The 22,378-nt window shown below is 51.1% G+C and carries 22 protein-coding genes and 2 tRNA genes; 4 read left to right on the plus strand and 20 right to left on the minus strand.

Annotation, left to right across the window (positions count from 1 at the left end; translation table 11 throughout):
- Positions 1-33: 33 nt before the first annotated feature.
- Genes AB4875_RS11055 through hypB form a run of 3 tightly spaced genes read left to right on the plus strand, consistent with a single transcriptional unit; the run spans position 34 to position 2,240 of the window.
- Positions 34-1,095 (plus strand): hypothetical protein, encoded by a 1,062-nt coding sequence (locus AB4875_RS11055; RefSeq protein ID WP_368376113.1) that lies wholly within the window; start codon positions 34-36, stop codon positions 1,093-1,095.
- Positions 1,096-1,101: 6 nt separating this feature from the next.
- Positions 1,102-1,431 (plus strand): hydrogenase maturation nickel metallochaperone HypA/HybF, encoded by a 330-nt coding sequence (locus tag AB4875_RS11060; RefSeq protein WP_368376114.1) that lies wholly within the window; start codon positions 1,102-1,104, stop codon positions 1,429-1,431.
- Positions 1,432-1,439: 8 nt separating this feature from the next.
- Complete coding sequence (gene hypB / locus AB4875_RS11065; RefSeq protein ID WP_368376115.1) at positions 1,440-2,240, plus strand: hydrogenase nickel incorporation protein HypB; 801 nt, start codon at positions 1,440-1,442, stop codon at positions 2,238-2,240.
- A gap of 177 nt (positions 2,241-2,417) precedes the next feature.
- Here the strand turns inward: hypB and AB4875_RS11070 are convergent, their stop codons facing one another.
- From AB4875_RS11070 to AB4875_RS11155, 18 genes are all read right to left on the minus strand, one after another.
- Complete coding sequence (locus tag AB4875_RS11070) at positions 2,418-4,190, minus strand: DUF7843 domain-containing protein (RefSeq protein ID WP_368376116.1); 1,773 nt, start codon at positions 4,188-4,190, stop codon at positions 2,418-2,420.
- 65 nt (positions 4,191-4,255) lie between these two features.
- On the minus strand, positions 4,256-4,627 hold the full coding sequence (locus tag AB4875_RS11075; RefSeq protein ID WP_368376117.1) for a hypothetical protein: 372 nt from the start codon (positions 4,625-4,627) through the stop codon (positions 4,256-4,258).
- Between the two features lie 16 nt (positions 4,628-4,643).
- Complete coding sequence (locus AB4875_RS11080; protein ID WP_368376118.1) at positions 4,644-5,093, minus strand: hypothetical protein; 450 nt, start codon at positions 5,091-5,093, stop codon at positions 4,644-4,646.
- 23 nt (positions 5,094-5,116) lie between these two features.
- Positions 5,117-5,929, minus strand: coding sequence for a hypothetical protein (locus AB4875_RS11085; RefSeq protein ID WP_368376119.1), 813 nt, complete (start codon positions 5,927-5,929; stop codon positions 5,117-5,119).
- Positions 5,930-6,636: 707 nt separating this feature from the next.
- A tRNA-Cys gene (locus tag AB4875_RS11090) sits at positions 6,637-6,710 on the minus strand.
- Between the two features lie 382 nt (positions 6,711-7,092).
- A tRNA-Gly gene (locus AB4875_RS11095) sits at positions 7,093-7,168 on the minus strand.
- 135 nt (positions 7,169-7,303) lie between these two features.
- Positions 7,304-7,864 carry a CDP-diacylglycerol--glycerol-3-phosphate 3-phosphatidyltransferase gene (gene pgsA / locus AB4875_RS11100; protein ID WP_368376120.1) on the minus strand — a complete coding sequence of 187 codons (561 nt, stop codon included), beginning with the start codon at positions 7,862-7,864 and terminating at the stop codon, positions 7,304-7,306.
- Positions 7,865-7,906: 42 nt separating this feature from the next.
- Positions 7,907-9,781, minus strand: coding sequence for an excinuclease ABC subunit UvrC (gene uvrC / locus AB4875_RS11105; RefSeq protein WP_368376121.1), 1,875 nt, complete (start codon positions 9,779-9,781; stop codon positions 7,907-7,909).
- 19 nt (positions 9,782-9,800) lie between these two features.
- A complete protein-coding gene (uvrY, locus tag AB4875_RS11110) occupies positions 9,801-10,445 on the minus strand; it encodes a UvrY/SirA/GacA family response regulator transcription factor (protein ID WP_368376122.1) in 645 nt (214 codons plus the stop codon).
- A gap of 83 nt (positions 10,446-10,528) precedes the next feature.
- A complete protein-coding gene (locus AB4875_RS11115; protein WP_368376123.1) occupies positions 10,529-11,113 on the minus strand; it encodes an alpha-ketoglutarate-dependent dioxygenase AlkB family protein in 585 nt (194 codons plus the stop codon).
- Entirely contained in the window at positions 11,113-12,120 is a 1,008-nt protein-coding gene (murB, locus tag AB4875_RS11120) for a UDP-N-acetylmuramate dehydrogenase (protein ID WP_368376124.1), read from the minus strand. Before murB ends, AB4875_RS11115 begins: the two co-directional genes overlap by 1 nt.
- A complete protein-coding gene (locus AB4875_RS11125) occupies positions 12,117-12,602 on the minus strand; it encodes a low molecular weight protein-tyrosine-phosphatase (protein ID WP_368376125.1) in 486 nt (161 codons plus the stop codon). Before AB4875_RS11125 ends, murB begins: the two co-directional genes overlap by 4 nt.
- The gene (kdsB, locus tag AB4875_RS11130) at positions 12,602-13,393 is read right to left on the minus strand and encodes a 3-deoxy-manno-octulosonate cytidylyltransferase (RefSeq protein WP_368376126.1); all 792 of its coding nucleotides are present in this window, start codon (positions 13,391-13,393) and stop codon (positions 12,602-12,604) included. The genes AB4875_RS11125 and kdsB overlap by 1 nt, the downstream gene beginning before the upstream one ends.
- Before the next feature lie 77 nt (positions 13,394-13,470).
- Positions 13,471-14,454, minus strand: a complete 984-nt coding sequence (lpxK, locus tag AB4875_RS11135; RefSeq protein ID WP_368376127.1) for a tetraacyldisaccharide 4'-kinase — start codon at positions 14,452-14,454, stop codon at positions 13,471-13,473.
- Positions 14,455-16,257 carry a lipid A export permease/ATP-binding protein MsbA gene (gene msbA / locus AB4875_RS11140; RefSeq protein WP_368376128.1) on the minus strand — a complete coding sequence of 601 codons (1,803 nt, stop codon included), beginning with the start codon at positions 16,255-16,257 and terminating at the stop codon, positions 14,455-14,457.
- Between the two features lie 27 nt (positions 16,258-16,284).
- Positions 16,285-16,716 carry an ExbD/TolR family protein gene (locus AB4875_RS11145; RefSeq protein WP_368376129.1) on the minus strand — a complete coding sequence of 144 codons (432 nt, stop codon included), beginning with the start codon at positions 16,714-16,716 and terminating at the stop codon, positions 16,285-16,287.
- Positions 16,713-17,351: a MotA/TolQ/ExbB proton channel family protein gene (locus AB4875_RS11150; protein ID WP_368376130.1), complete on the minus strand. Its 639-nt coding sequence runs from the start codon at positions 17,349-17,351 to the stop codon at positions 16,713-16,715. Before AB4875_RS11150 ends, AB4875_RS11145 begins: the two co-directional genes overlap by 4 nt.
- A 64-nt stretch (positions 17,352-17,415) precedes the next feature.
- A complete protein-coding gene (locus AB4875_RS11155) occupies positions 17,416-19,791 on the minus strand; it encodes a DNA internalization-related competence protein ComEC/Rec2 (RefSeq protein ID WP_368376131.1) in 2,376 nt (791 codons plus the stop codon).
- Between the two features lie 102 nt (positions 19,792-19,893).
- Between AB4875_RS11155 and AB4875_RS11160 the strand changes: the two genes are divergently transcribed.
- Positions 19,894-20,418, plus strand: a complete 525-nt coding sequence (locus AB4875_RS11160; RefSeq protein ID WP_368376132.1) for a DUF2062 domain-containing protein — start codon at positions 19,894-19,896, stop codon at positions 20,416-20,418.
- A 1-nt stretch (position 20,419) separates the two neighbouring features.
- On the opposite strand, the gene AB4875_RS11165 is transcribed toward AB4875_RS11160, so the two are convergent.
- Complete coding sequence (locus AB4875_RS11165; RefSeq protein WP_368376133.1) at positions 20,420-21,640, minus strand: lipoprotein-releasing ABC transporter permease subunit; 1,221 nt, start codon at positions 21,638-21,640, stop codon at positions 20,420-20,422.
- Positions 21,640-22,374 (minus strand): lipoprotein-releasing ABC transporter ATP-binding protein LolD, encoded by a 735-nt coding sequence (lolD, locus tag AB4875_RS11170; protein ID WP_368376134.1) that lies wholly within the window; start codon positions 22,372-22,374, stop codon positions 21,640-21,642. Before lolD ends, AB4875_RS11165 begins: the two co-directional genes overlap by 1 nt.
- Positions 22,375-22,378: the final 4 nt, after the last annotated feature.

The raw sequence follows: 22,378 nt of genomic DNA on the forward strand, positions 1-22,378 counted from the left end.
TACACCCTGTGATGACTTTTAGGAAAAGTACGCATGAAACAACAAGGCAAACTGGATATTGATTTTTCCGATACGCAGTATCAGAAAATACTCAATGGGATCCAAAGTGATACCTCTCCATTGCTATGCGTCGGGCTGATCAAAATAGCGGATGGTCAACGTATTAGCGCGCAAAGCAACAGTGAGAACGTCAACAAGCCAGGTGAAGTCTGGCTGTCATTAGCCGACACATTTTTTGGTGACGGCAGTCAAACTATGACGGACCTGCCCGAGGCCGCGCAGATCATTGCACTGCGCTTTAACAAAGATTATTTTGTTGGCCTGCGCCATGAAACAGTGCAGAAAAATGTGGCTGCGCTGCTTCGTGATGAGAATCATCTAGGCCCTGCTAGCCGTGACGTTAAATTGAGAATACATAGTCACACTGACGCCATCAGCCAGTCTCCTGGCGACTATGTCTGCCTTGATCGCAGCGGTGTTCGAGTTGGCTCTGAACTCGTCAATACTGGCACTGCCGGCCAACTATGCAGTTCAGACGAATGTGCAAATGCTATCTTACAAAACTTTTTGGTAGATGGCTGTATCCCTTCTCTTACGCCACTGCTATCCGAAAATAATATTGATGCGTCAACTTTAAATGAAGTCTATTTTGAAAGCGAAAAACACAAGGTGCTTTACAAGCGCGTACGCTTTTTACCTGATTACATTTTTATTATGGCCAGCCAGACCGAAATTAGCGTAGAGCAATTTTACCTAAAAATGCGTAACTGCTCAGACAATATCTTGCGCTATCACATCGAAAAAATTCTTGCTGCAGGCATACACACCGACTTGAGTTTGGCTCAAGATGACCAAAGCTGGCAACATATCGTTCAGGCATTGCGGGAACAGGATGACGAGGATTTACTTGGCCTGCTGGAGACCGGTGGTTTCGCTAATCACAGCATAGGCGGAACAAATAATGACGACCACGGTGATATCGTGTTGCGTTGTGCCGAGTGCATTTATTATTACCCCAACAGAAAATGGTGTGATTTGCCGGAGTTACCTGTGCCGGTGGAACCACACTGGTATTGCAAATTGTGGAAGCTTTAAACTGCCATGCACGAATTAGGCATCACCCGTAATATTGTCGATATCGTCAGCAAGGCGGCGGAAGGTCGCAGAGTGTTACGAGTACAGTTAAAGATTGGGGAGCTCAGTGCTATTTATCCTGATTCCATCGCTTTCTGCTTTGATGTTTGTTGCAAAAATACAGTATTAGAAGGCGCTAAATTAGACATAATGATGATTGCTGGCTGCCTTCGCTGCCGCCAATGTCACACCGAAACCACAAGTAAAACACTGTATGGCCAATGTGTTTGTGGCTCAAAGGACTTACAGTGTATTGCCGGGCAAGAATTACTGATCGGCGACATTGAATTGGATTAGGAAAAGTTATGTGTACCGTGTGCGGCTGTTCAGACAATACCCAAACCCAAATCGATGGCAACACCCTGTTTCGCTATCAAGCGCAAGCCTTGCCGATAAAGCTGAAACAACAGCATCACAGTGCAGATCATTATCACGAACACTCGCCTGAAAAAATCAGCCTTGAGCATGACCTACTGGCAAAAAATGACGGTCTTGCGAAACACAATCGGCAAAATTTAATTCAACGCGGGGTGTTCACTTTAAACCTTCTTAGCAGCCCAGGTGCCGGTAAAACTCGAATTTTGGAACGAACAATTGCGGACCTCGGCTCACGCTTTTGCTGTCAAGTTATTGAAGGTGATCAAGCCACTGAGCAAGACGCCAACCGCATACGCAAAGCCGGCGCAGCGGCCGTACAAATCAATACCGGCAATGGCTGCCATCTTGAGGCTGATATGCTGGCCAGCGCCGTAGACATTCTTAAGCCCCCGCAAGGTGCGCTGCTGTTTGTAGAAAATGTCGGCAATTTAGTCTGCCCCGCCCTATTCGATTTGGGTGAGCACCGCCGGGTGGTCATCTTATCGATTACAGAGGGTGAAGATAAACCTATCAAATATCCCTATATTTTCCACGGCGCAGATCTTTTGCTGATCAACAAAATGGATTTACTCCCCCACCTAGAGTTCGATTTAGATGCGTGTATCAATTACGCAAAAACCGTCAATCCCTCATTAACAATTCTGTGCATTTCCGCTCAATCCGGCGAGGGCTTTGCTGCTTGGTATCAATGGTTGGCGGCAGAGCTTAAATCGCTGCCCAAACAATAGCGCCCTGTTGAATTTTTTAGCCAGACACATTCCCAGTAATGACCATTAATAATCCATAAAGTAAAAATATTAGCTGCTGTTTTTATTCAGCCACCAGAGACTAAATCGGCCCGTACAGCGGGCCAAAGTACATTCACGACATCGAAATGAAAGTCGATTCGTAGCTGACCGCAAGAATCAAAAATAGCGAGTAATCGACAACTGCAGCGTGTTCTCAGGAGCAGCATCGACGGTATCTGCCCTGCGCGCTTCTAGCCGCAGCGCAAAATCACTACCCAATGTCTGCGTTGCTGAAAGTGCTGCATGACCATAAGCACCACTGTCACCAAGCACGCTGTCGCGGTAGGCAAGTGCAACATTCATTTGTAGCGTATCGCTTACGATTATTTGCATCCCTACATCGACCGCTGCAGCCAGCTGATAGGCATCATCTAAACTGTTGCCGGCGCGGACAGAACCGCCAGCAAGTGCAAAGACAATAGCCCGCTCGCCAGCATCTAGTCCCAGCGCGCGACCATACTGATACTCCGCCACGGCGGTCAAACCATCGCTTGCATTGCGGTCAGCGCCAAAATAGCGGTATCTAGCCAAGTCCCAGGTTCCGGCTATCGGCGTCGGCAAAAAGTAAGACTGCAATAGCAGCACACTGTCTAGCTGCAAGCTGCGCTGCTCATCAATACCCAGAGCAAAGCCAATCAAGTCATTGGCCGTGCTAAGGGGCTGGCCGCGCCCATGGTCCGTAATACTATGCCCTGCCCCGCCGTATTCTAGAGAATATCGAGAGCCTGTCGATGTAGCCCTTGCGCTCATCGACAGCTGACTCGGATTATGAAGCTGCTCCGGATAGAATTCCGGGCGTATTTCTAGCGGCTCGCCGGGTGGCAAACGTCGGCGCAACTCAAGCAAATAACCGTATTTAGGAGGCATAACCCGACCAATCATTCGATTGGCGCGGGTCTCGCGGTAACGGTAATAATCAATCGCCAGATCGAGCACCGCGGCCTGCTGCGTTTCAGAGTAGTTTTCTAGTTGCGTGGCTACAGAAATGTCGACTGCGATAGCCATTGCCAACGCCTGCTGAGAGGATGTCAATTGTGCCTCGCGCTCAGGAATCGTGCCGGCTGGGTCGGACGTACGAAATCGCTGCGCGCGAATTAGGCCTCGACTATGCAGCGCTCGCACCAAGGCGCTGGGTACATTTCGGGTCTGCATGGCAAACGAGCTCTGCAGCGAGGGATGACCTGAGACCTGCAGCGTGCGCAACAACTCGGCCGTGCAATTCTCTGAGAGGTAATTATAGCCAAGGGTGAGATCCCGCAACTCGTAAATATGATCAGCTACGGCTTGCACCTGTTCAGGACTGAAATCCAGCGCATACTCAAAAATTGAACGACCGGCGTCGCCAATGTAATTCAAATAAGTCTTGGTATAGCTTTCTAAGCTATACACACTGGCCGTAGGCCATAGATCGGCTATACCGCCCGCTGGCGCGTAATTGTGCGCGGTAAGATCAAGTAGACGGCGGTCATCATCAAGCGGTCCTCGATCTAAACGCAAAGCAACATGGGCAAAACCGCTGCGAGCGGAGAAACCCCGAGGCTCAATGTAAATAAAGGTGATAGCAGTAACCGCCGCAAAGCGGCGATACGCTTGGTAATCTTTGCAATCCTCTAGTGCGGCTTCATCTAGCCGCGCGGGGAAGCGCTGAGCAAGATAGCGGAAGCGAGCGGGAAAGCGGCAAACTCGCCAGTCTTTATCATCAAGACCGTCGACCAGCTCAGACTCGAAGGCTGCGAGGTTTGCGACAAGCTCCGCATTCGGGTCCTCTCTGCCGCGCTCGCTGGCAAAGAACAGCGGCGATACGGCGTGAGAATGCGCCGTCCCCAACCATCCAGCCGAGGTGTAATGCATCAGCGCCAGCCATCGCGGATCGGGATCGGGATCGGGCACTGGCGCCCTGGCCCAAGCCCCGCAGCTAAACGCTGACAGCAGCAGTAAACAAAGCAGGCGCAAGGTCATTGCTGACTGAAATCAGTCAATACCTTACGATCTGCCACGCAGCCTTCGAGGTAAACCTGAGTCGCCTCAGCGGCTGTTACTACAATACGAGAAGTCATACAGCCCGCCAATGCCTGTAAGCGCTGGGCTGGGCCCGCGCCAAAGGAATCAGATAACTCTGGCGCTAGCGCCAACCGCAGTGCCGCAAATGGCCCAACCCCGCGGGCGAGGTCAGTAGCCAATACCGACCAGCCTTGGTAGAGCGCCTGTGAAGAACGGCGATCTAAACTCGACAACTCATCGCTCAATGCTGCGTCGGACGGTCCGATTAACAGCAGAAGCCAAAAGTGCAAGGCTCGACGATATGGCCGTGAATGATACCAAGGCATATTGAGCTGTACTTAGTTAATCCCAAGTACTGTCAGCATACTTTTTCCGGTAAAGTAGCATGACCTCTTGCGTCGCTTCCACCTCCGCATGCCCATCGTTACCCCTAGCAAAAGATTGATAAGTGTCGACAACATTGCCGCCTACATCTCGAACAGTGACGGTCGTTGTTACTGTGTCGGGTGGTGGAGAAGACGTGGTGCCAGCCTCACGCTTAGTTTCTAAAGATACTTCCGGGAGCTCCCCAGGCTCCGAAAGCACTACAGTCACTGAAGGATTGTCGTGAGTTGTAATCGGAATTGGATTCGATTTTGAAGTAGATTTTGTAGTCGATTTTGGCTCCACTTTAACTCCGGACGTCACGCCAGGCATATTACCTTGTAGGCCCGGCGGGGCGGATTGCCCAGCGACGACATGAAGGCTCATAGTGCAAAGCAGCGAAGCAAAGGCGATACGTTTTATATTCATTTGAAACATCCTATTAAATCCTCTTAAAACAACGGAAAGCCGATACCAATACCAAATGTCACCACTGGCCCGGCACCAGTCTCAACCCTGTTTAACACATCGGTGGCGCCCAAACTGGCCGTGATCGGCAAGCTGCGAAACGGTAGAAAGGAGAAAGCAGCGTTTAGCAGGCTGGAGTTGGCATCCAGTACGAGTGCTGTTCTGGCGGAGGGTTTAAACGCTATAGCGGCAAAAGGCGCTATCTCAGCCCCCTCAGTGCGCCCAAGGCTATCTACTGTCCGCAGACGTCCGTCACCACCGCCGACAGTCAAAGTGATCCGGGAAAACTGATCCACGCCGACTTGGGTGAGAAGGAATGTTTTAGTCACTGCGACATAAGTAGTGGTCTCGGTATCAAGATCTTTAGCCGTGCCCCAGGTGCCAAAATTTTCCACGCCAATAGCAATACTGCCCCAGCCCTCGGGTAATACCCGGTGCCACACCGCGTTAAAAGAACCACTGTCGGCAAACTCGTCCGTCAGGCTAATGATTGCCATGCTTAAATCGAGCGCACCAAAGGTCTGACGAGGATCGAAAAAACCCGCGCCCAACACCATCGACCCATCGTAATCCTTAGACACACTTGGGTCAGGGTTTAAGTAGGCAAGGCCCAAACCAGCATAAGCGATGCCATTAGATGCGCCGCTCCCGGTTGGAGAGCCGGCAGAAATACCAGTGCCGCCCACCAAGGGAACCTGTCCCCGAGCATTAGCAACCTGTCCCTGCGCAAATACCGCGCTAGAAGTCAAACTAGCCAACAGCGTCAAGCCCGCCAAAGCGGGAGAATATCGAAACATAAAGAAGCCTTATTTTATGGAGCCCCTGAGGGCAAATATTACTTGGGAGCAGCCATAAACCTGCTGATTTTATCTTTCTTATCACCACCACTTGTTAACATCGCGGCGGCGCACGGACAGTAACACGTCTCCGACACACATATTCTTTTTCACGCCAAATAACTTATGTGTAATAAAAAATTATTATAAAAAATAATATATTAGGTCTAAGTTTTTATGTTGATACTTAGAATAGTGGGCACACAGGCTGTGATCCCAAATAGGCACGGGATGAGCACCCGAAGATCGAAACGTGGATAAGGTTTGCAGTTAGTTGATCTAATCGATTTTAAGTCGACCTGCCCCACCGTCGGGAGTATTTAGTGCGCTAAGCGACTTTTTTTGAGTTTGAAATACCAGACACTAGATAGGGATTTGTATTGCGAGTGGCGATGATTATGCCGCTGGCTAAGGGCATGCCAGTTAGGCGAAAACCGTTACATTTACTTGGCGTGAGAAATGATGTGCTAACAAAGTTGAGTTACTGATTCTGGTGCCGCCATCAGTTTGTGGACGAGAAGACTATTTCGTTAGCCGGGCAGGTAAAAGATAATGAAGTACCGTGTATAACTAGCGCAGGTGAACTGCTTGATAACGGAGATTAACGTGCAATCATTCCCGCGTTTTCCTGCGGTTATTATCTACTGGTCGGGAAAATCCCGGAGGAATGGAGGCGCGGGTCGGAATCGAACCGGCGTACACGGAGTTGCAGTCCGCTGCATGACCACTCTGCCACCGCGCCTATGATCGTATTGTCTTACACCGAGGTGTACGCCGGTTCGAATCTTCCGGCACTTTCTTTTCGCTGCGGGCGCTGGAGTTACAGCCACTGCATGACCACTCTGCCACCGCGCCTATGATCGTATTGTCTTACACCGAGGTGTACGCCGGTTCGAATCTTCCGGCACTTTTTTTCGCTGCGGGCGCTGGAGTTACAGCCACTGCATGACCACTCTGCCACCGCGCCTATGATCGTATTGTCTTACACCGAGGTGTACGCCGGTTCGAATCTTCCGGCACTTTCTTTTCGCTGCGGGCGCTGGAGTTACAGTTAACTGCATTACTCTGCCACTTTACCACTTTGAAAAACTGCATTGCAGACACGCTGCATTGCAACGATATATTGGAGCGGGAAAGGAGGCTCGAACTCCCGACCTCAACCTTGGCAAGGTTGCGCTCTACCAACTGAGCTATTCCCGCGTCGCACTATATCTAGATAGTTTACTTGATCTCTCAAGCCCAATTTACAGCTCGGGGCTGTGCTTCAGGAAGGCGCCTATTCTAGTGAGTGATTATTTTCTGTCAAGCAAAGTCTCTGATTTAACGTGTTTTTTTCTAATTTCCGGCTGTATCACGCAAATCTGGCCACGCCGCATGAAGATAAATCACCATCGACCACAATGTGAGTATCGCCGCAGTATACAGACACGCAATATTGGCATAATACAATAGGCCTTCGCTATCTGGCGACACCAGCAACCACCCAAAAATTGCCACCATTTGTACCGCTGTCTTTACCTTGCCCAAATATGACACTGCCACGCTGGTGCGCTTGCCTAGCTCAGCCATCCACTCTCTCAAGGCGGAGATGACAATTTCGCGGCCGATAATAATAATCGCCGGAATGGTAAACCAAGGCGCATCGTAGCGTTCAATTAATAGAGCCAATGCAACCGAGATCATCAGCTTGTCTGCAACCGGGTCTAGAAACGCGCCCAGCGCCGTACTTTGCCCTAACTTGCGCGCCAGATAACCATCAAGCCAATCCGTGACCGCCGCCACCGCAAATACTACCGCCGTTAAAAAATAGGTGTGGGCCTGGGGCCAGTAAAATAAGGCCACGAGTACCGGTATTAGCAGAATCCGGAACAGTGTCAGGGAGTTAGGTATATTCATATGGGTCTCATTAGGGAGAGTCGTGGCTATTCTATTCGTTTTCTAGGCGCTGCGCAGGCCCTCATGAATTTGTTGGGCAATTTTTTCACTAATACCTGACACCCGTCGCAAATCCTCAACACTCGCCTGCCGCACGCCGTGTATGCCACCAAAGTGCCGCAGCAAGTCACGCCGGCGCTTTGCGCCGACCCCAGGTATTGATTCAAGCGACGACTGCGTCCGGGCTTTATCTCTGCGACCTTTATGGCCGGTAATAGCAAACCGGTGAGATTCGTCGCGAATATGCTGAATAAGATGCAGCGCTGGGCTGTTGTCAGGCAGGCTAAGCTCGCGGCCATCATCACCGCGAATGAGTATTTCCAAACCGGCACGGCGGTCTGCGCCCTTGGAAACACCTACCATGAATAATCCGTCTATGCCGAGCTCTTCCATCACTTGCTTGGCCTGACTGAGCTGGCCTTTGCCGCCGTCAATAAATAATATATCCGGCATCACAATCTCACCCGCTTTCACTCGCTTGTAGCGGCGGCTAAGCGCCTGACGCATGGCGGCGTAATCATCACCAGCCGCGACGCCATCAATATTCATTTTGCGATAATCAGACTTAAGCGGGCCGTTGCCATCGAAAACAACGCAGGAGGCGACTGTTGCTTCACCACTGGTATGGCTTATATCGAAACATTCCATGCGCTCAGGCTTATCAGCTAACTCTAACACCGCTTGCAGCGCTTTGAATCGCTTTAATGTACTTGCCGAAGAGGCGAGCCGATTGACTAAGTTTTGCTCTGCCGCAGTCAGCGCTAAGCTCAGCCACTTGGCACGATGACTTCGCACATTGTGGCTTATGCTAACTTGCCGGCCCGCCTCCTCACTTAAGCCCCCCGCCAGTAAGGCGGCATCATCAAGTGCAATATTAGTAATGATCTCGCGGGGCATATCTGCCCGACCGGAGCCGATCAGGTAGTGTTGCGCCACAAAGGCTTCGAGTTGCGACACCAGCGGCTCTTCTAGCTGGCTTTTAGGGAAATAACTGCGGCTGCCCAACACCCGCCCGCCGCGCACGCAGAGCAATTGTATGCAAGCGGTTCCGGCGTCCATAACGCCGGCCACGATGTCGATATCCCCGGTTTCGCCTTCAATGCACTGGGTCGCTTGTACCTGCTGCAGGTGGCCTATGCGGTCTCTGAGTTCGGCCGCTTTTTCAAATTCTAAAATGCTGGCGCAGCGCTCCATTTCATCGGCTAGCTCGCGACTCACATCGCTACTTTTCCCCTGTAAAAACATCTGTGTATGATGAACATCTAATGCGTATTCTTGATCGCTAACCGCGTTAACACAGGGACCAGAGCAGCGCCCAATTTGGTACTGCAAACACGGCCGGCTGCGCCCGCGGTAATAGCTGTCTTCACACTGGCGCACCCGAAACACTTTCTGTAACCAACTCAAGCTTTCACGCACTGCGGCGGCACTTGGATAAGGGCCGAAATACATGCCCTTGCCTTTTTTGGTGCCGCGATGAATAGTCACTCGCGGATGCTTATGGTCGGTACTTAAATAGATATAGGGATAGGATTTATCGTCACGCAGGAGAATATTGTAAGGCGGCTTGTATTGTTTAATGAGGTTTTGTTCAAGCAGCAAGGCTTCGCGCTCGCTCGCGGTTACCGTCACTTCTATTTGCTGAATATGCGATACCAAGGCCACGGTCTTGCTGGTAAGCCCACTAGCCCGAAAATAGCTACTCAGGCGGTTGCGCAAATTTTTGGCTTTACCAACGTAAAGCACATCTGCCTTGGCATTGAGCATGACGTAAACGCCCGCCTTAGCGGTAACATTCTTCAAAAAGGTTTTGGCGTCGAAAACGGCGGGGCCAGGATCACCCGTGGCATCAGAGGTTTCTATGTTTTCACTGCTCATAGTTATAGCAAACTGCCGCTTAGGTTTCCGGTGCGTCTATTAGACCATGCCGCATCGCCAATAAGGTCAATTCGACATCGCCGCTTATATCCAGTTTTTCAAACACACGGTAGCGATAGCTGTTCACCGTTTTAGAAGAGATATGCAGATTATCAGCGATCTCTTGAACTTTATGGCAATTGGCGATCATTAAGCTTATTTGCATTTCGCGCTCAGATAGCGATTCAAACGGCGAACCCTCATCACCATTCAGCTGTTTGAATGCCATATTTTGGGCAACACCGGGGCTGAGATAGCGCTGTCCTAGGGCGACCTGCCGCACGGCTAATACCATTTCTTGTTCAGACGCGCCCTTGGTTACATAGGCAGCCGCCCCTGCTTTTAAAAGCAGGCTGGGCATGGGCTCTTGATCGTAGGCACTAAGCGCTATCACTCGAGTGTCAGGCGCTATTTGTTTCAATTTACGAGTCGCCTCTAGCCCACCGATACCCGGCATCCGCACATCCATCAAAACAATATGAGGGCGCAGGACCCTGCAGCTACTAATCACCTCTTCGCCGCTGGCAGCTTGGGCAATAACCGAAATGCCCTCGGCATCCTCTAACATTCGAACTATTCCCGCACGCACCATCGCGTGATCATCTGCCACCAACACTGTGATCATGTGCTACCCCAAATCATTATGCGTAAACGATAACACTCTCAACTGAGCCTAACTAGCCTATCGGGGCCAAATTAAACGCCGCTCTAAAGCACGTTTCGAAAAGTTAAGTTAATACGACCTTGCCCTACCCCTTTGCGCACAGGCAGAGCATGTTGCCAGTGTTGCTGGGTCGGTGGCAGCATCACTAGCAGCGAGCCGGAAGCCAAACTCAGCTTTTCGGTTTTACCGCCCCCAGCCTTCGGTTTGAGCAAAAAATCTCGCTCTGCACCCAAGCTAATTGACGCGATACACGGCCTGTCGCCGAGCTCAGCTTCGTCGTCGCTGTGGTAGCCCATACAATCATTGCCATCACGGTAATAATTTAATAAGGCGCAGTTAAATTCATAGCCGGTATCAGCGCATAATTGTTCGCGAAGTGCTTTAAGCGGAGCGGGCCAGGGCTCGGTGACATGAGTTGCACCGCTATAGCGGTAACTTCGGCCAGCATCGCCGACAAAACTCACCAATCTGGGGGTGACGTGCTGGCGACCATAAACAGTAACAAGGGGTTGTTGCCAGTTAACGCCATCTCGCAGCTCTGCAAAAAGGGTCTGCGGTTTGGCTATATATTCCTCGTAATAATCTAAACCGCCACCAGGCAATGGAATATGTTGCATGCGAGCAAACATCAGTACACCCGTGGCTCAATGTCCAGATTCACGCCATATTTTGCCAAGACATCGGCTTGAATCTGGGCCGCAAAGGCCAGAATGTCATGACCGCCGAGACCGTCATAATTCACTAACACAATCGCCTGTTTAGGATGAACACCCACCCCACCTTCGCGCCGCCCCTTCCATCCCGATTGATCGACTAACCACGCGGCAGCAAGTTTTACACGACCATCGGGCATTGACCAATGCGCGAGCGCTGGAAAACGAGCTAGTAGCTCATTGGCCTTCTCTGCCGAAATAAGCGGATTTTTAAAGAAGCTGCCAACATTTGGCTCCACCCGGTAATCGGGTAATTTTTCGGCCCTAATGGATGCCACGGTGGCCGCCACTTGCTCCGGTGTCGCACTATCCGGATCGACCAGCTCAGCACGCAGTGCTGGGTAACTGACTTCTGGACGGGCTTCGATACTCAGCCGCAATGAGACAGAAGTAATAATAAAACGGTCTTTAAGTTGGTGCTTAAAAACACTGTCGCGGTAACTGAGTAGGCACTCTTGTGCATTCAAGGTTCGCAAGACGTTTTGCTCGCAATCCCAGCCTGTCACAGACTCAAGTACCCGAGCTAGCTCAACACCATAAGCACCAATATTTTGGATGGGTGCGGCGCCAACTGAACCGGGAATTGCCACTAGATTTTCTAAGCCATACCAGCCTTGACCGACACAATAGCGCACCAACTCATGCCAGTTTTCACCCGCAGCGACATCCACAATGCGGTCGCGTCCACTGGCGGTGCATTCGACGCCACGCAGCGCCATCCGTATCAGCAGGGCATCAATTTTGTCGGTAAAAACAAGATTGCTACCGCCTCCTAAGACAATAAAGCGGCGCTTGTTAGTGCGGCAAAATGCCAATGCTTGCTGCAACTCCTCAAGCGTCGTAACTTCAGCAAAGTACGCGGCCATGGCGGGAACAGCGAAGGTATTGAATTCGCGAACATCTACATCTTGGGAAATATTCACTGCCTAGCGCCCTCCCGACCTCGGATGGTTGCCAACAAACCACGAGCGGCGTCTTCGACCAGCTCTAGTACGGTCTCGAAACCATCTTCACCACCGTAGTAAGGATCAGGCACTTCTCGCTTCCACGACGACTCGGCAAAATCTAAAAACAAAGACACATGGCATCCGCTTTTATCACCAGCCATTGCCCGCAAATCTTTTAGATTGCTCTTATCCATTGCCAACACATAGTCGAATTCTTGGAAGTCAGCCACGGTGACCTGACGCGCGCGCAACATCGACAAATCATAGCCGCGTTTGCTCGCTGCCCGCTGGGTGCGCTCGTCCGGTGAATGACCAATATGCCAATCGCCGGTGCCCGCAGAGTCAATCTGGATACTGTCCTGAAGCCCGGCGTCCGAAACTAACTTTTGAAATACACCGTGGGCCGTTGGTGAACGGCAAATATTACCTAAGCAGACGAATAGCACCTTGCTCGTCATTAAGCGTTACCCGACAAATGCGCGCGCACGGCATTTAGATCTGCCTCGGTATCCACGCCGCCTGGAATATTAACGCAGGCAAGCTCTATATGAATACGCACGCCGTTTTCCATCGCCCGCAGTTGCTCAAGCTTTTCGACCCGCTCCAATATTCCCATCGGCCACGTGACGAACTGATGTAAAAAACCCACCCGATACCCATATATGCCAATATGGCGCATAAACGGCGCAGTTTCTGGCAGCCCGCCTTGGCCATCTCTTTGCTCACTAGCGAGCGCATCTGCCGACCATTCATCCCGGCACCAAGGCATGGGCGCGCGACTAAAATAAAGCGCAAAACCGGCGCGATCACATACGGCCTTGACTGCGTTGGGATTAAAAACCGTGGCTTTATCGCTGATCGCCTCGCCAAGAGTGGAAATACCCGCCTGGGTATTTAGCGCAAGATTATTTGCAACCTGGGCGATTGCCTCGCGGGGTATTAAAGGCTCATCACCCTGTACATTGACAACAATATCTTCGTCAGCGAGTCCAAGCTTGGCAACGACTTCCTGAAGCCTGTCTGTTCCTGACTCATGGGTGGCAAGCGTCATCACCACATCAGCACCAAACTTCTGGCAAGCCTCAAAAACGCGCTGGTCTTCGGTTGCAATAACCACCCTTGAAGCGTCGCTCTCTTTAGCTCGCTCCCATACATGCTGAATCATGGGCTTGCCTGCAATATCCATCAGCGGCTTACCAGGCAAGCGGCTGGAGGCGAAACGGGCGGGAATGATAACGGTATATGACATGCAAGCTCCGAGCTGTTCGTCGCGCCCTACCGCGCAATTCAAGCGAGTAAGCGCAGCAAATGTTTGTGTGGATTACATTAAGGCGTGGCTAAGCGCTCAAGTAATACTGTAAATTCGTCGTAAAAAGCTGATCCAATCTCGCCATCCACCGGTAGCATCCAGCAATTTTCAAGTTTGAATTGCGCGCACTTGACCGCGTCTTTTTCCGTCATGATTACCGGATAACGATCGGCAAAACAAATATCCGCTGTAGTAAACGCGTGGTGATCGGCAAACGCGTGTTCGATTACTTCAAAACCCTTGCTGCGCAAGGCCTGAAAAAATCGCGATGGATTGCCAATGCCGGCTACCGCGTGAATGCGGCGTTCCGCCTCTGGCCAAGCACTGAAACCGCGACGCTCGCCGCTACTCAAATTAATGGCGGTCTCGCCTACGAGTAACATGGTGTGACCGCTAAGCGTGTTGCTACCACCATTGATAATGGTGAGATCAACCTGACTCGCTCTGGCGATAGGTTCTCGCAACGGGCCTACAGGTAAGCAGAAGCCGTTGCCAAAACCACGTTGGCCGTCAAGCAATAGGATCTCTATGTCTCTGGCCAGGCGATAATGCTGTAAGCCATCATCACTGATAATGATATTACACCGCTCTTGCTCAACCAATAACTTTGCCGCGGCGAGGCGGTCCGGCGCCACAGCGACCGGCAGGCCGCTGCGGCGTGCAATCAGACAGGGCTCATCGCCGGCAATACTTGGCTCAGTAGTCGCGTCTAACAGATAGGGATAATGAGGCGCCTGGCCACCGTAACCGCGACTGACAATACCAACGCGATAGCCACGATGACGGCAGAATTCAGCCAAGGCCAATACCGCAGGGGTTTTTCCGCTGCCGCCAACCGTGATATTGCCGACAATAATGACTGGCGCACCGCAGGACTGCGGCTCAGTAAAAGAACGCCGCAGCCCAGCAATAAGACGGAATAACAACGCGAGAGGAAACAGCAGCAACAGCCAACCGGCGCGCCCGTACCAAGCAGCGTTTATACGCTGCTCTAAGGACATTTACTGATCCTCAAAATTCTTATTGTAGAGCTGAGCATAACGTTTGTTCAGCGCCAGCAGCTCAGTGTGATTGCCCTGCTCCATCACTCGCCCTGCCTCCATCACCACAATGTTATCGGCTTTTTCAATGGTCGATAAACGATGCGCGATCACAATAGTGGTCCGGCCTTTCATGATTTCTTCCATAGCCTGCTGAATATGATTTTCAGCGCGGTTATCTAGGGCCGACGTCGCTTCATCAAGTATCAGTACCGGCGCATTTTTCAAGAATGCTCTCGCTATCGCTAGCCGCTGGCGCTGGCCACCAGACAGCATGACACCGTCTTCACCAATCATGGTATTAAAGCCATTGGGTAGTTGATCAATAAACTCGATTGCATGCGCTGCTTCAGCCGCGGCGCGAACCTGCTCAGGCGTGGACCCGGCCATTTTTCCGTAGGCAATATTATTAAAAATAGTATCGTTAAATAAGGTGACCTGCTGGGTGACTAGGGCCATCTTGTCGCGAAGATTTTCTAGCGTGTACTCGCGCACATCAATACCGTCTAAGAGTATCTCGCCTTCCGAATGGTCGTAGAAGCGAGAAATCAGACTTACCAAGGTTGACTTACCCGAACCTGAGAGTCCGACGAGGGCCAGGGATTGCCCAGCGCCAACGCTTAAGCTTACATCCCGCAATACTTTCTCGTCGCCGTCGGCATAGGCGAAACTCAGGCCCTTAACCGCGATATCGCCCTTGGTCGTGTCGCTAACGTAGGTGCCTGTGTCTTTTTCCTGCTCGGTGTCAATGAACTCGAATATATCTTCAGCTGCCGCCAGACCTTTTTGAATCGTACTGCTCACATCGGCAAGTTGGCGCATGGGCTTGGGTAAAAACAAGGCGGCTGACAAGTAAGCGACAAACGCCCCAGGCGACATTTCGCCACCTAAGCCCAGCGCGATCCAAATCAGTACACCGGTTGCCAATACCACCGGGAATTGGATGACCGAGGGACTAATAGCATTGTAAAAAGCCATTTTAATATTCTGTGAGCGGTTGCGTTGACTGGCCTCATTAAATCGATTCTGCTCATAACTGATGCCATCATACAAACGAATTTCTCGGTAGGCGCTAATCGATTCGTTGGTGACCTGATTCACGTCGCCCATGGCATTTTGAATACTTTTACTGATCTTGCGAAACCGCTTGCCAACCCAATACACAATGACCGCGATAATCGGCAGGGCCACGAAAAACACCATGGTGAGTTTCCAATTCGAATACAGCAGAAACATAATGAGGCCGATGGCAAACGTACCTTCACGCAATACCACTTTAGTGGCGTTGACCGCTGCACCGGTGACTTGCTCTACGTTGAAGGTGATTTTAGAAATCATCACACCGCTTGAATTATGATCGTAGTAGGCACTAGGCATGTAGAGCATTTTTTGAAATAACTCGCAGCGCAGATTGTGAACCAAGCTGTGAGAAACAATAGAAATAAAATAGTTACCTGCGAAATATCCAATACCGCGAACAATCCCCAGGAAGACCATCATCAGCACGATCCAAAGACGAGCATCCGTTAACACAAAATCTTCGCCGCCAAGCTTCCACATAAGTTTGGCCGACAGACCGCCCTCACCTTGGACCATATTGCCGCCAATATAATCAACTATTAGCTGCATCATGTCGGCAAGTAAGACCTGCACACCAGAGAACACGGAGAAACCGAGTACGCTCAATAAGAACATCACCCACATCGGCAAGACATACTTTATTAGCCGTCCGTATATAGCTAGATCCGACTGCTCATTACTCATAATGCTGGGTGTTCCTGATACTAATAATTATTGATCAACAGAAGTCATTTCTGGATCTTGAGTGCTTAGACTAAGTTTAGCAAACCCCAGTCTACCCGCCGCGTCCATTGCGGTAATGACTGATTGATGCGGGCTCTTGGCGTCGGCAGTAATTACCACTGGCACGTCACTGTTATTGGCTGCAGCATCGCGCATTGCAGTCATTAATGCGTCTAAGGTATGCACCGCTAAAGGCCGTTCATTAACGCGATAATGCCCCGCCGCATCGACCACAACCTCCAAGACCTTATTTTCTTGCAGGGCAGCTTCGCCTCGCGCAGTAGGGAGTTCGAGCTTAAGGCGGCTTTCTTTCGTGAACGTTGTCGATACCATGAAAAAAATGAGCAACAAAAACACAACATCAATGAGGGGCGTTAAATTTACCCCGCCATCGTCCACTCGCTGACGTTTAAATTTCACGCGGACTTTCCTGCCGACGAATCCTTTATTTGGACCTCACCGTGCATAGCATTAATGAGCTTTATAGCGTCTTGCTCCATGGTGACCACAATTTCATCAATTCTTCGCAAAAAATAACGATGCATAACCAAGGCGGGAATCGCCACACAAAGACCCGAGGCCGTGGTAATTAATGCTTCTGAAATACCGCCGGCAAGCACCCCGGCATTACCGGTTCCCTGCACCATGATTTCGGTAAACACGCGAATCATGCCTAGCACCGTACCCAGCAAACCGAGCAAAGGCGCAACCGCGGCAATCGTGCCCAAGGCATTAAGGTAGCGTTCTAAATCATGGATAATTAGCGAGGCAGTATCTTCGATACTCTCTTTCATAATCTCTCGGCCGTGCTTGGCATTCGCCAGTCCTGCCGCCAAGATCCTAGCCAGTGGAGAGCCACGGCGTAATTCACGCAGTTTTGCAGCGTCAAGTTGCTTGTTTTGCAACCAGGACCACACCTGATTCAGCAAACTTCGCGGCGCGACTTTATCGGGATTCAATTTAAGGAAGCGATCTACACAGATTGCCATCGCAATAATAGAGGACGCAATAATGGGCAGCATTAGCCAACCGCCGGCTTTCACCAATTCCAGCACATTCAATCCCTTCAATTTTTATGTGCAGGCATTATACGTAGGGAATGCCGGGGTAAAAAGCGAATCAGTGTCCGGAATGCAATTTGCTGCATATTTCCTCGCCAGATTCCGGCGAATACCCATCAATTTGCCAATAGTATCGACCGCCCCCCCATATTTTTTCTAAGGCCGCGCCGAATTCGTCTAATCTAAACTGAATACTCCCATGATAGGCCGTAGACCAGCATCGAGTCCCCAGCTGCGTGTAACGCTGAGTTACCGACTCCGCTGGGTGCCCATAGCGATTATTGCGACCCGCAGAAAACACCGTATGGGAAGGTGACACCGCGCGAAGAAACTCGATGCTTGATGAGGTTTTACTGCCGTGATGGGGGGCGATTAATACATCTGCCGACAAAGTTTGTCCGCTCGCGATCAATTCGCCCTCAATCGATTTTTCTATATCTCCCGTCAGTAGCAAGGATGTCCCGGCCAAGCTAATCCGTAGTACGCAAGATGCGTTGTTTCCCGCCAAACTGCGGTCGCCATTGCTATTAAGGAACTCAAAATCGACCCCATCCCAAGTCCAGCGATGGGGTCTAGCGCAAACCAAAGCGCCTTTATTTACCGCAACAAGGCTTTCGCCAACACGCAACTCAGCAACGTCTATTCCTTTTAACAGCGCCGGCGCAGCCCCTGCGTGGTCCCGATCTGCGTGACTGATCACCAACACATCTACCTTATCAATACCGAAGCGCCGCAAGGCTGGAATCACCACGGCATCTGCGGTATTAAAGCCACTACTGAAGTCAGGGCCAACGTCGTATATCAAGGTTTTTGTGGCTGTTTGCACCAGCACCGACAAGCCCTGCCCCACATCTAGCGCTGTCACCCAGGCTGAGCCCACGCTAGGTCGTGGCGCTGGCATCAAGAAAAGACATATGAGCGGCACCATCGCCAACCACTTTGCGGGGGTGCCGCGGGGCAGCAGTAACACCAATATAGAAATACTCATAAATACAAAGCTGAAGATGGAAATTGGCATAAAGACTTGCGGAAAACTCCCCGCAGCTAAGGTGAGTCCATTCAGCAAAATATCAAGCAAGTAGTCTGCAATCCGCCAACTCCTATCCGCCAGTGAAGGCGCCAAGCCCATGAATAGCAAACCGCAAAATAGTAAGGGTAGTATGAGTAATGTGAGTAGTGGAATAGCCAATAGATTAACCGGAAAGCTAACGGGGTTGATCCCATAGCCCCACATCATTAGCAGTGGAATTAGGCCCAGCAGCACAGCCCACTGGGAACGAAATATGCCTAGAACAAGATGGCTACCTAGCTGCTTGCTGCGCCGTCGGCCCTGAAAGGCAAACAGCAACACGCCAACCGCCGCAAATGACAACGTGAAGCCCGCTCGATGCGGCGCTAAGGGATCGACAATCAGCACCAGCAACATGGCAGTAATATATGCTTGCCACACCGAGATATTGCGCCGCAAACAAAATGCAATTAAAGCCGCCATCGCCATTATTAACGCGCGCTGCGTAGGTACCGAAAAACCGGCTAGTGCGGCATAGCCAAGCGCGAAACACAGACCGAAAATAGCGCCTATCACCAAGGTATTAGCACGTGGTACTAGCGCGCCAAACACGCGGCCGACAAGAAGCCCCCATGCCAAGACGATACCAATATGCATGCCAGATATCGCCATTAAGTGGCTGGTGCCGGTCCGCGCAAAGACCTGCCACTGCTCACGGCCAATATCGCTGCGATCAGCAAACAGCAGCGCCTTCATAATATTGCCATGGCGATACCTTTCAAGATGGCGGCCGATCTTAGCCACAATCCCCTGCCTCACGTTATTAAATGACCGCGCAGGCTTTGAATCTAGGTAGACCGACATCTCGGGCTTACGCACATAACCGCGACCAGAATAGCCGCTAGCAAACATCCACCGGCCGTAATCAAATGCGCCCGGCGATTGATAGCCGTAGGCTTGGCGCAAACGCAGGCTCGCCGTGAAAACGTCGCCAAATTGAGGTGGTGAGTCTGCATACCAATTCAACTGCACTAAGCCAGAACCGGAGTATGACGATGGAAGACGACATTTCTTGGCGGGTAAATCGTCGTCGCACGCTAGTGCTATTAAATTTGCGTCAAATTGATAATAGGAGGTAAAGCCTTGCCGTGGCGCTGGAACGCTTACTACTTCCACCGTGGCGACAAAATCACTGGTGTTTAGACTCTCAGGTAATAATTGCGATACCCGCCAATGCCCAAAACAACTGGCGTAGCCAACAGCGAGCGAAAACGCCAACCAACTAGCGCTGAGCCTTGAGCGCAGCGCTACATGTAGCAGCGCACTCAAAAGGCAGGTTAGTCCTAATGCGACATAGCTGATCAGCGTGGAAGTAAACGCCACCGCTATAAAACCGACTATCGCTGCCGTCATCCATGACAACATGCTGGAGTCCCCCGCTGGAACCGTGCATAATGCCGCCCCTATATTACCGGTCTGCGGCTCGGTAGTTTTTATCTGTCAGAATAGTAAATTAGAATTGCACGGATGGCTCGAAAACTATTTAAACGCTGGCTACCGACGCCCGAAAAAATGCGCGAGCACCCCTCGGTTCGTATTTTTGGAAGCTTGCTGCATGATCCTAACCTCTGGCATCTGAACCGACGCTCGGTCACCGTGGCGTCGTTTCTTGGGCTGTTTATTGCTTTTGTACCCATTCCAACCCAAATGATCCTCGCCGCATTGGCGGCCATCGTATTTCGAGCTAATCTTCCTATCTCGGTGATGCTGGTTTGGATTACCAATCCCATCACTATGCCCGCCATCTTTTACTTCACCTATAAACTCGGCGCCTTGGCGATGGGGATACCCCCTAATACCTTTCACTTCGAGCTATCTTGGGCTTGGCTGGCCGAGGAATTCACCCATCTCTGGCGACCGTTGATATTAGGCTGTTTTCTTACTGGCCTGCTATCGGGTCTTGTTGGCGCCGCAAGTGTGCATATTCTTTGGCGTGTCCACGTGATTAAGCGCTGGCGCAAACGGCAGCAGTCTCGGCAAGCCAGACCTTAGCTCAGTGACTGCGCAAGGCCTCTGCCGGTGGCATTCTGGATGCCCGCCACGCGGGATAAATTGTCGCCAATAAACTCATAATATACGCGGTAGCACACACCATAAGTACATCAGGGATTCGAACATCTGACGGCAGGTAATTTATAGGGTAGACGTCGCTCTGCAATAACTTAACGCCAAAGACGCTTTCTATCCCAGCCACTAAATCACTAATACCTAATGCCAGCAGCACCCCGACAACTCCGCCAGCCGCAGCGCCGACCGCGCCGATAACTGCGCCATACGTCAGAAAAATACGCAATATATCGCCTTGGCTGGCGCCCTGACTCCGCAAAATACCAATATCCGCGCGTTTGTCATTGACCACCATCACCAGGGTCGACACCACATTAAAAACCGCCACGGCAACGACCGCCAACAGCATAATCACCACCAACTTACGCGACATTTGAATCGCGTGGTACATATTGCCAAATTGCTGGCTCCAATCCTTCAGCATGTAATCTCTGCCGTGAACCGATGCGAGTTCCCAGGCAATTTGAGGCGCGGCAAACACATCGTCAACTGACACTCTAAGCGATACCGGGGGCGCTTCGCTAAACAGTGACCGCGCCTGATTAATATGCATCAACATTAGCTGCTGATCTAACTCAGTGCCCGTCGCGACCACCGCGGCCACATTCATTTGCACAAACCGGACATTTTGCCGACCCTCAGCCTGCGGTACGCCCAGCGTTACTCTATCCCCCGCTTCTATCACCAGACGATCGGCCAGCGCTTTGCCAAGAATAAGACCCGATGCGTCTGGTGTTAATATATCGAGATCAACATATTCCTCAATAACAGAAACCCGTTTTTCCGCCGCGGGGTCTATACCAAAAAATACACTGGGCTCAACCGCAGCGCCCTTTATTAACATGGCGTTGCCCTGCACAAATGGCGCAGTGGCCAGCACATGGGGATGACGCTCAACGTCTAGCTTAAGTTGCTGCCAATCGACTTGCTGATCGGACCAAGGTTGCAGAGTGATATGCGGCACCAAGGCTAAGATTCGATTACGCATTTCCCGGTCAAAGCCGTTCATCACCGACAGCACCACCACGAGCAGTGCAACACCGAGCACCAGACCAAGCATCGATAAGCGCGACAAAAACGACACCAGCTGATTGCCAGATCGATCTGCGCTGTAGCGAAAACCAATATAGGCGGATAAGGAGCGCATTAGACCTTGGCCTCATGCAAGCAGCCATCATATAAGTTGAGCACCCTATCCATACGCCCAGCTAATGTTAAATCATGGGTCACTATCACCAAGCTAATCGCCAGCTCTTTATTTAATTCTAATAACAGCGCCTGCACGGCCTCTGCATTGTCGCCATCCAGATTACCGGTTGGCTCATCCAGTAAAACGCAAGCGGGCTCATTAACTAGGGCTCTTGCTATCGCTACGCGCTGCCGTTCGCCACCAGAAAGTTGCGAGGGCCGATGTTTTAACCGATGCCCCAAACCAACCCGATCTAATAAAGCCCCCGCGCGCTCAAAGGCCACAGCCCGCTTGTCACCGGCAATTAACAAGGGCATGGCGGCATTTTCAAGAGCAGAGAACTCATTGAGAAGATGGTGAAATTGATACACAAAGCCCAGTTCTCGATTGCGTAAACGGCTGCGATCACGATCACTCATTGCCGCAATATCACGCCCTCTCACCAGCACTCGGCCTTGCGATGGCACATCTAGACCACCGAGCATATGCAGCAAGGTCGTTTTACCCGCGCCCGATGGGCCTACAATAGAGATACGTTCTCCGCTGGCAATATCCAAATCGATGTCGTTCAAAATGGTAAGTTGCTCTGAACCTTGAACATAGAACTTGCGTAATTTACGGCACGCTAATACAGAATCACTAGGAACCGAATCAGCAGAGGTAGAACCTGACATCACATCAGCAGTAGACATAACA

The sequence above is a fragment of the Zhongshania sp. R06B22 genome, from assembly GCF_040892595.1.
Classification (GTDB): Bacteria; Pseudomonadota; Gammaproteobacteria; order Pseudomonadales; family Spongiibacteraceae; genus Spongiibacter; species Spongiibacter arctica.